The 9,996-nt window shown below is 64.1% G+C and carries 7 protein-coding genes and 1 pseudogene; 3 read left to right on the forward strand and 5 right to left on the reverse strand.

The window, feature by feature from the left end; translation table 11 throughout:
* Nucleotides 1-36: 36 nt before the first annotated feature.
* The 3 genes from QZ269_RS04355 to QZ269_RS04365 all read left to right on the forward strand — a co-directional run bounded on the left by QZ269_RS04355 (nt 37) and on the right by QZ269_RS04365 (nt 4,406).
* Nucleotides 37-585, forward strand: coding sequence for a gamma carbonic anhydrase family protein (locus QZ269_RS04355; protein ID WP_291424683.1), 549 nt, complete (start codon nt 37-39; stop codon nt 583-585).
* A gap of 728 nt (nt 586-1,313) precedes the next feature.
* Complete coding sequence (locus QZ269_RS04360) at nt 1,314-3,581, forward strand: catalase (RefSeq protein ID WP_291424685.1); 2,268 nt, start codon at nt 1,314-1,316, stop codon at nt 3,579-3,581.
* A gap of 114 nt (nt 3,582-3,695) precedes the next feature.
* A complete protein-coding gene (locus QZ269_RS04365; protein ID WP_291424687.1) occupies nt 3,696-4,406 on the forward strand; it encodes a ferritin-like domain-containing protein in 711 nt (236 codons plus the stop codon).
* Between the two features lie 261 nt (nt 4,407-4,667).
* On the opposite strand, the gene QZ269_RS04370 is transcribed toward QZ269_RS04365, so the two are convergent.
* From QZ269_RS04370 to QZ269_RS04390, 5 genes and pseudogenes are all read right to left on the reverse strand, one after another.
* A complete protein-coding gene (locus QZ269_RS04370) occupies nt 4,668-6,020 on the reverse strand; it encodes an allantoinase (RefSeq protein ID WP_291424688.1) in 1,353 nt (450 codons plus the stop codon).
* Nucleotides 6,017-7,252, reverse strand: coding sequence for an allantoate amidohydrolase (locus tag QZ269_RS04375; protein ID WP_291424690.1), 1,236 nt, complete (start codon nt 7,250-7,252; stop codon nt 6,017-6,019). Before QZ269_RS04375 ends, QZ269_RS04370 begins: the two co-directional genes overlap by 4 nt.
* Entirely contained in the window at nt 7,249-8,688 is a 1,440-nt protein-coding gene (locus QZ269_RS04380; RefSeq protein ID WP_291424692.1) for a malate synthase A, read from the reverse strand. Before QZ269_RS04380 ends, QZ269_RS04375 begins: the two co-directional genes overlap by 4 nt.
* A 213-nt stretch (nt 8,689-8,901) precedes the next feature.
* The gene (locus QZ269_RS04385) at nt 8,902-9,726 is read right to left on the reverse strand and encodes an IclR family transcriptional regulator (protein WP_291424694.1); all 825 of its coding nucleotides are present in this window, start codon (nt 9,724-9,726) and stop codon (nt 8,902-8,904) included.
* 14 nt (nt 9,727-9,740) lie between these two features.
* Nucleotides 9,741-9,996, reverse strand: a pseudogene (locus QZ269_RS04390) (malate synthase A); the annotation flags it as partial.

Genomic DNA, 9,996 nt, shown 5'->3' on the forward strand with positions numbered 1-9,996 from the left:
ACGAAGCAGAACAACCGGAATCCAGGAGGGCGCACGGTGGCCCTGATCATCCCGTTGGGAGGGAAGACTCCGAAGATCGGCCAGGACGTGTTTCTGGCCCCTACCGCTGTTCTCATCGGTGACGTGGAGGTCGGAGACGGTACCTCGGTCTGGTTCGGCTGCGTACTACGCGGGGATTTCGGGGCCATCCGGGTGGGCCAGAACTGCACTTTGCAGGACAACGCGGTCGTTCACAGCAGCGCCGACGCCGACACTGTGCTGGGCGACCACGTCACGGTGGGCCACGGCGCGGTGATCGAGGGCTGTACCATCGGCAATCAGACTCTCATCGGTATCGGCGCAGCGGTGCTGCCCTACTCGGAGATCGGTGCAGGGTCGCTGATCGCGGCGGGCAGTGTGGTTCTGGAAAGGAGCCGGGTGCCCGACTATGTGCTGGTGACCGGCACGCCCGGCAAGGTCAAGGGGCCGCTAGAAGGCCGCGCCCGCGACTGGACCGGCTTTGCCCCGCGTGATTACCTGAAGATGCAGGCCCGTTACCGCGCCGAGGGCATCGACCACCTGAGACCAGACCCGCCGCTTTCCTAACGCCCGGAAGCGGCACTTTTTGAAAATCGGGGCGGCAGGAAGCAGCGCGACAGAAGTAAGCAACACGAGTCAAAAGGAGGAGGAATGCCAGGAGGACACGAATACGCCCCGCGCTGCACGCCACGGACGCCAGCAGCGCATACAACGCTAGCAAGGCGCTGCACCACAATCTGGACGCTGGGTGCGGCAATAAGGTGGCGGTATACCGCGAACACGACACGTACACTTACATCTACAATCATCTGACTGATCTGGCAAGCCACATGGGCCACACGCTGCTGAAACCGGGCTAGTACAGCGTTCTATCATTGATAACGAGCTAAGTCGGTATCGGTTGGAATCTGGCGAGTTCAAGTTGCTAGTGGCATCTTTGTGGGTGGTCGACGCAACAGACCGCAGTGCGTATAATCTTGTCTGGAACGCAAAAAGACCGTCGCGCCGCCCTCGGAGTCCGTATGAGAGAACGTCGTATCCAAGTATTCATACATGCAGCGCCGTCTATGAGGAGAACTGAATCTGATGGAGGGCGAGTGGCGGCCACTCAACCATGACCTGCACAAGCGCCATTTTGAGACTAGGGAGGACTTGAGGCGTGGCATTGGCGACGCCAATTGGGGAAAGCGATACGAACTCTTTTACACCCGGCAGCTCCTTATAAATGCAGTAAGGCTCCCCGTCAGCGGTTTTAGCATAACGTTGCCGCTTCTATCCAAGAGAGGTTTTTCACCATGCCCAAGCGCAAACGCTCTACTCCTATCGCCCTGCAAGACACCCTGCCCACCTTTGACGCTGACACCAAGGCTGATGACCTGAGCGCTAACACTGCGCCCGGCGGCAAGACCCTGACCGACAACATGGGTCACCCGGTCAGCGACGACCAGAACAGCCTGCGGGCGGGCGTACACGGCCCCACGCTGCTCGAGGACTTCTTTTTTCGCGAAAAAATCATGCACTTTGACCATGAGCGTATTCCCGAACGCGTCGTGCACGCACGCGGGGCAGGGGCGCACGGTTACTTCCGGCTCGACAGGTCGCTGGCCGAATACACCACGGCCAAGGTACTGACCGAAGTCGGTGTCGAAACGCCGCTGTTCGTGCGCTTTTCCACGGTGGCCGGTTCACGCGGGTCGGTGGATACCCCCCGCGACGTGCGCGGTTTTGCCGTCAAGTTCTATACCAAAGAAGGCAACTGGGACATCGTTGGCAACAACATTCCCGTGTTTTTTATTCAGGACGCCATCAAATTTCCCGACCTGATTCACTCGGTCAAGCCTGAGCCGCACCGCGAGATTCCGCAGGCAGCCAGCGCCCACGACACCTTCTACGACTTCATCTCGCAGACCCCCGAGGCCATGCACATGATGATGTGGCTGCACTCCGACCGCACCATCCCGCGCAGTTTCGACATGATGGACGGCTTCGGGGTCCATACTTTCCGCCTGATTAACGCGCAGGGCCAGGCCCATTTCGTGAAGTACCACTTTAAGCCCGTACTGGGTGCGCACTCGCTGGTCTGGGACGAGGCGCAGAAGATTGCTGGTAAGGACGCCGACTTTCACCGCCGCAACATGTGGGACACCATCGACCAGGGCGGCACCCTGGAGTGGGAATTTGGCGTGCAGGTCTTTACCGAGAAGCAGGCCGCCGGGTGGGATTTTGACGTGCTTGATCCTACCAAGCTTGTTCCTGAAGACCTTGTGCCGGTGCAACGCGTCGGGCATATCGTGCTCAACCGCAACCCCGACAACTACTTTGCCGAGACCGAGCAGGTGGCGTTCATGCCCACCAATATCGTGCCCGGCATGGACTTTTCCAATGACCCACTGCTCCAGGGCCGCACTTTCAGCTACCTCGACACCCAGCTCTCGCGCCTGGGCAGCCCCAACTGGAACGAGCTGCCCATCAACCGCCCGCTGACCCCAGTTCGCAACAACCAGCGCGACGGCCACATGCGCCAGACCATCAACCCGGGCCGGGTGGCTTACTTTCCCAACACCATGGCTGCGAACCTGCCTGCCCCTGCCGGAGCGCACGGCTTCGTGAGCTACCCCGAGCAGATGCGCGACACCAAGCAGCGTGCCCGCGCCAACAGCTTCAGCGACCACTATGGTCAGGCAAAACTGTTCTGGAACTCTATGACGCCCGTGGAGCGCGAGCATATCGCCAAGTCCTGGGCCTTCGAGCTGAGCATGTGCGAACGGCGCGACCTGCGCCTGCATATGCTTGACCATCTGGAAAAGGTTAACGAGACGCTGGCCTCGCAGGTGGCTATCGCGCTGGGTGAACAACCGCGCACGACCAAGACCGCCAAGCCCGGCGGCGCACAAGACAGCGCAGATGAAGTGGCGCTGCTAGCGACGGCGACTTCCAAGACCACGGCCTCCGGCAAGCTGCAAAAAGCCAAGGCCCTGAGCCAAGAAGGCGGCCAGCCCAAACTGCCCAAGGGCCGCAAGGTGGCGATTCTGATTGCGCCCGGCGTGAACACGGCGCAGGTCAAGGCGGTGCAGGCTGAATTGGCCGCCGCCGGAGCCAAGAGCGAACTGGTAGGCACCCGCCTGGGCCTGATTGACGGCCTGGAAGCCAAAAAGACCCTTTCCAACACCGACCCGGTGCTCTACGACGCGGTGCTGGTTCCTGGTGGAGCCGCCAGCGTGCAGGCCCTGGTGGCCCGCCCCGAGGCGCAGAACTTCGTGGTGGAGTGCTACCGCCACGCCAAGCCCATCTTTGCGCTCTCTGAGGGCGCCGAACTGCTGACCGCCTCGCCCATCGGCAAGGCCCTGAAAGCGGTGGGCGGCAAGGCCGACGCTAAAGCCCCCGCTGGCAAGGCCGCCCCGGTACAAAACCTCTCGGAAGTCGCCGGTTCAGGCTGGCTGTGGACGAGCACCGCTTCGCTCAAGGCTCACGGTATCGTGGCCGGACATGACGCTGGGGCCACGAAGAACGACATCCTCAAGGCGCTGGCCGAACACCGCTTCTGGGGTCGCCCAGTCGCCTGAGCCCAGTCGCCTGAGCAGGAGCGGGTCAACCCTTTGACCTGAAGCATTTTGAAGTAGTGAAAGCCGTGAAATAAACAGCAGACCACTTCACGGCTTTCTGGAGACTAGAACGACATGACTGACATTGAAAACCGCAGAGGCTTTTTGCGTGTGCTGGGCGGGGTAACGGCCTTTGCCGGATTTGGGCAGGCTTTCGGCCAGACGGCTACGCCTGTTGCCGCCGCAGCGGTGCCCAAATCGCCCGCAGAATTGCTCAACCTGGCGACCACCGCCGAGGCCCTGGCCGTCACCTTCTACTTTCATGCCCTAAGCGGCGCACAGTTCCGCATGGACGACGACACCCGCCAGCAGCTGGGGCGCGTGCTTCAGGCCGAGCAGCATCACCTGGAACTGCTGACCTCACTGGGGGGTAAGCCCCTGACCCGCACCTTTAACCTGCCCGCCGACCTGAACAGCGACGCCCGTAGCTTTGCCGAGACGGGCCTGCAACTCGAGGCGGTCTTTACCAGCGCCTATATCGCCGCCACGCACCAATTTGCTGAACTGGGCCACCCCGAACTGGCCGCCACTGCCGCGCAACTGGGGGCGAGCGAGGCCCAACACCTCTCCTTGCTTTCCCAACTGGCCGGATTTGGTTCCGGCGAACTGACCCTGCCCACCGCCTCTTTGCGCCAGCTCACCGACGCGCCGCCAGTACTGGCCCCCTATCTGGCTGGAGGCCGGGTACCGCTGCCCGGTGCTGCTGCGGTACAGACCCTTTGCGGCGCGGCTGAGAGCAGCCCACGCGCCTTTGTGCAAGCCTTTAGCGCAAGTCGCCGGGGGTAAGAGGCTAGGTTGGCTGCCGAGTAATCGGGTCATACGGACTGCGCTCCACTCCGCCCAGTCCGTCTGTTGTTCCTCCTCGCGTCCGCTCGGAGTCAACCGGGTTCTGGGCGTGAAATTGGCCCCCCAGTGTTCTTGCGGGTTGTCAACGACCCGTATGACGTGGGCAGGTTTAGAGCGACTAGAACGGTTTTTCGCCAGATGCTCAGGCCAGCAGGGAACTGGTTAACCCTCAGGGACTACCGAACGGCACCTGAGATTTTTTTAGCTCAACCTAGCAGGCTTGAGCACTCGCGCCTGCCCCGGCTGTGCAAATTGCCCGTGTTGGTAAACGGCCCGGCCCCGCACATAGGTGGACTGTACCTGCCCCTGGAAGCTCTGGCCCCGGTAGGGATTGTGCTGCCAGCGGTCGTGCAAGTCGGTTAGGGTAAAGCGCTCGTTCAGATTGACCAGGGTAAAGTCGGCGTCGAAACCGGCAGCCAGCTGGCCTTTCCCGCTTAGGCCAAAGCGCCGGGCCGGGTTCAGGGCAGCCAGTGCCGCCACGATTTCCAGGGGGACACCGCGCTGGTGCCAGGCCGCTTCAAGCAGCACGTTCAGGGTGCTCTGGGCGCCGGAAATGCCGCCCCAGAGGTTAAAAAAATCCGTACTAATCTTCATGTCGGGCGGCGCGGGCGAGTGGTCACTGCCCACGATGTCGATGTGACCGGCCAGCAACTCGCGCCACAACTCATCTTGCACCTGCCGGGAGCGCAGCGGCGGGGCACATTTCAGGGCCGCGCCTACACGTTCCACGTCCTCGTCCGTAAAGTGCAGGTAGTGCGGGCAGGTTTCGGTGGTCACGTCGGTGCCCTTCTGTTTGGCCTCGTAAGCCAGCGCCACCGCCTCGCCGCTGCTCACATGAACCAGATGCAGCGCCGCGCCCGTTTCGTGGGCAAAGAGCAGGGCACGCTGCACCGCCTCGATCTCGGTGACCACCGGGCGGCTTTCCAGATAGTCACGCACACCTGTTTTGCCCCCGGCGCGGGCCACTTCACTCAGGCGACGGGTCAATTCGTTGCTCTCGGCGTGGGTCGCCACGACCAGTCCGTGCCGTCTGGCGGTTTGCATGCCCTCGAACAGCGTCAGATCGTCGGCAGCGGGAAATTCTTCCAGGCCACTGTGCGACATGAACGCCTTGAGGCCCATCACGCCGCACTCGGCCAGATCATCCAACTGCTCCAGATTCAGCGGGGTCAGGCCGCCCCACAGCCCGAAGTCCAGCAGCGATTTTGCGCGGCCCAGCGCCGCCTTTTCCTCAAAGCGTTCGGGCGTCAGGACGGGCGGCGAACTGTTAAGCGGCATATCGCAAAAGGTGGTCGCGCCGCCCGCCGCCAGTGCCCGCGTGCCCGTCTCGAAGCCCTCCCAGGCGGTGCGGCCCGGCTCATTCAGGTGAACATGGGCGTCCACCACGCCGGGAAAGACATGCAGGCCGGTGGCGTCTACCTCACGTCTACCCCCCGGTGCATTTTCGGTCACAGCCGTAATTTCGCCGCCGCCGATACAGAGGTCGAGTTGGCGCACCCCGTCAGGCGTGACCACCAGCCCGCCGCGCACGATCAGATCGTAGCCAACACTCATGCGCCAACCGTTTCAGCCAGCTGCTCCAGGAAGCGCACACCCACGCGCAGGGCCGCCGTCACGTCCTCGGCGTTAACCATCTCGTCGGGGTGGTGGCTCAGGGCGTTGGGCGAACGCACGAACAGCATAGCGGCGGGCATCTGCTGCGCCATGATCTGCGCGTCGTGGCCCGCGCCGCTGACCAGCTCGGGGTGAGGCAGCCCCAGCTCTCCGGCAGCCTGGTGCAGCAGCGCCTTGAACTGCGTGTTCATGGGGATGGCGGCCTCGGTCATGTGGGGAACCACCCTGAAGCTCACTTGCCGCGCCTGGGCCTCGTGCTGGGCCACCTCCAGCAGCTTTTGCAGCGCCGTGGCCCTCACGTCGTCATGCTCGTGGCGGATGTCCAGCGAGCAGCTCGCCGCGCCGGGAATGACGTTGCCAGCGCCGGGCCGGGCCTCGACCATGCCCACCGTTGCCACCAGTCCGGGCGTGGCGCGGGCCAGGTCCTCGGCGGCGACCATAAAGCGGGCGGCGGCGGCCAGAGCGTCGCGCCGCAGGTACATGGGCGTGGTGCCCGCGTGCGAGGCTTGTCCGGTGAATTCCAGCGTCAGTCGGTTTTGTCCCACGATGGCGCTGACCACCCCCAGACCGGCTCCCAAGTTCTGCAAAACCGGCCCCTGCTCAATGTGAAATTCAAGGTAGCCCAGCGCCTGCCCACTGGCCCGCGCCTGGAGTAGCTCCTGGGGATCGAGGCCGTAGCCCACCACCGCGTCTTGCACGCTCTGGCCGCTTTTGTCCTGCACGCTCAGCAGCTCCTCGGCGGTGCCTACCAGCGCCCGGCTGCCGATGAACGACACGCCGAAGCGCACGCCCTCTTCCTCGGAAAACCCCAGCACCTCGATGCTGTAAGGCAGTGCCTGACCCGCCAGCGTCTCGACCAGCGCGTAGCCCATGACCACGCCCAGGATGCCGTCGTAGCGCCCGGCGTTAGGCACCGTATCCAGGTGAGAGCCGATATACAGCGTCGGTGCGTCGGGCACGCGGCTTTCCAGGCGTGAGCGCAGGTTGCCCACGGCGTCTACCCGCGTTGACATGCCCAGTCGGCTGGCCCAGTCGGTCAGGTGCGCGTGAACCTGTCTGGTGGTGGGGCAGAGGTAAGTGCGGGTAATCTCGCCCGCGACCTCGCTGTAGCAGGCCAAGGACTCGCAGGCGTCCAATACAGTCTGGGTCAGTCTGGGGTCAGGGGAAATCATGGGTTGGCTCCTGGGGTATGGGCGGCAGGCTGCTGGGCTAGTTGTTGCGCCACGCGTGGAAAGTAGTCGGGGCAGGTTCCGCTGAGAACCAGCGCGTCAAGTAGTCGGGCCGCAGGTTCAGGGTCGGCGCACAGCCGCTGGCGCTCGGCCCGGTAGCGCCCGGGCGTTAGCGGCTGGCCGTCGTTCAGCACGGCTCCCACTTGCACCCACTGCCACAGCTGGGCACGGGCGAGTTCGGCGGTGGCTGTGTCCTCGATGCGGCCCTTTCTGACCACTACCCCACGCCCCTCGTACCACGCGCCGAATACGGCGAGGGCCAGACCAATGGCGTCTTGCACATCGTCTACGGCAATAGGGGAGGGGTCGGGCAGATTGGTCAGGCGCTGGTACAGGTCGGCACCGAGGTCAAAAGTGCTTGTCTGCTTGGCGTGATCGAAGCCGCGCCGCACGGGTTCCAGCAGTTCGGGAAGTCCGGCCCAGGCGGCGGTAAAGCCCTGGGCCGCCTCGCGCTGTTTATCGGCCAGCACGGCAGCTAGCGCGGGTTGCGGGTCGGCGGGGTCGGGGGCGAGCGAAGCTGTGCCGCCGATGGCCTGTGCGCCGTGCGCCCGGCACACCTGCACCAGATATTCGGCGTAGACCCGCATGGCGTCCACGTCCATCGTCAGCTGGAATCTGGGGGGCAGCGGCGTGGTGCGCCCGCCTCCTTTTTGCGTGCTGCCCAGGTGCTTGGTCAGGCTGAATACATAATCCCAGCGTCCAGCGTTCAAGCCGTAAGTTCTGGGGGCCAGCAGCTGGAAAATGGCCCCGATGTTCATCAGCCCGCTGAACGTCTCGATTTGCAGACAGGTCTTTACCGTATTGGGAGCCAGACCAAGGAATTGTTCGGCCACTAACAGCGCGTCTTGCCAGAACTGCGCCTCGGCGGGGGTTTCCAGCTTGGGAATGTACAGGTGCACAGGCCGTTCGGGGCGGGCCGCCAGCAGGGCGCTGAGGTCGCACAGGGCCGCGATAGCTGGGGCTGGGGCTGGGGCTGGGCTTGGGCCTGGGCCGCCGAAATTCAGGTGCGGCTCGGTGGCGTACAGGGCGCGGGTGCGGGCCAGCAGCGGCTTTGGCGACCGCGTGACCCAGGGCAGCGCGTCGTAGGCGGCCTGCACGTTCTGCGGGGTAGGCGAGAAGGTGTCGTCAAAATCCACCGCGACGGCGTCGGCGTCACCCTCCAGGGCGCGGCGCAGCATATCGAGGTCGGACGCTTCCACAATCAGCTCGGCGCGGCGGCCCCTCAGGTCGTCTGGAACGGGCGCGGCGCGGGCACTGCTCAGGGTGTAACTCGCCGGTGTCTCACCCGGTAACAGAACCCAGCGTTCGCGCAGCTCGGTATGGAGGTGCTGCGCCAGCGCCCGGGCCGTGGGACTCAGGGACACACTTGGCGGATTCATCCTTAACACCTCCAGGGGCGGCAGACCCTGCGCCGCCGCCAATTGTACAGATACATGGGGTAGGCCGGAACCCGGTCTAGAGCATTGTGCAAGAAGATGGTGCTCTTTTGACCATCTTTTCGCCGAGTGGAACGAGTGAAAGAAAAAGAGCAGGACGGAGAATGAAGGGGGCGGCGGTGTTTTTCCGACGTGCCCGTAATTCGGAGGACTGCTCTAAGGCCGCCACCCCAGCCGCGCAGAAATCTGGTCCGAGGCCAGCCGCACCCGCGCTAGCGTCTCCGGAATATTCTTTCTGGGAAAGCGGGAAGTCGGCGCGGAAATGCTCAGGGAGGCCACCACCCCGCCGCTGCTATCCCGGACTGGCGTAGCGAGGCAGCGCACGCCCAGCTCGCGTTCTTCGTTGTCCAGCGCGTAGCCCTGGTCACGCACCGTTTGCAGTTCGCGGCTCAGGGCCATGAGGCCCGTCAGCGAAGCGGGGGTATAGGCCGGGTAGGGGCCTTCGCCGATCAGCTGCCGCACCTCGTCGGCGGGCAGCCACGCTAGCATGACCTTGCCCACGCCCGAGCAGTGCAGCGGGGCCACTGCGCCGATCTGCGTGAACATCCGCATCATCTGCCGCGCCTCGACCTGATAGACATACACCGCCTCGCTGCCGCGCCGCACCGCCAGATTGGCCGTCTCGTTAAGGTCTTGCACCAGCGCCTGCATCTCGCCCTGGGCCGCACTGAGTAGCGAGTTGCGCCCGCTGAAGGCCGCCCCGACCTGATAGGCCCGCAGACCCACGCTGAACAGCCCCGAACGCTCCTCCCACTCTACGTAGCCCTGTTGGCGCAGTGTTTCGAGCAGCCGGTAGGCGGTACTGGCCGACAGCCCGGCTTTCTTGGCGATCTGGGTCAAGGTGCCCTCACGCAGTTCGGCCAGCGCCGAGAGCACTGTCAGGCCGCGTTCCAGCGTGCGGACACTGCTGGTGTCGCCGCTGCGGGTCCGGCCCGACTTAAGCCGGGGCAGGCCGGATTCGGGCGGTTCGGTCAGGGTCATGGGCTGGTCACGACTCAGGCGAGTTGCTGATAGCCGGGCAGCGTTAGAAATTCCATCAGGGGTTGCTCAGTGGCCGTGCGCTTAAAGAGGGCGGCGGCGGCGGCAAATTCTGCGCCCAGCTTGGCAGTTTCGTCGGCGTACAGCTCGTCGAACAGCCCCTGGTCCAGCACGCGCCCGTCTCCCAGTTTGACGCCGCTGTGCAGCCACTGCCACAGCTGAGCGCGGGATATCTCTGCGGTGGCGGCGTCTTCCATCAGGTTGTGAATCGGC

Source organism: Deinococcus sp. (assembly GCF_018260405.1).
In the GTDB taxonomy this organism is placed as follows: Bacteria; Deinococcota; Deinococci; order Deinococcales; family Deinococcaceae; genus Deinococcus.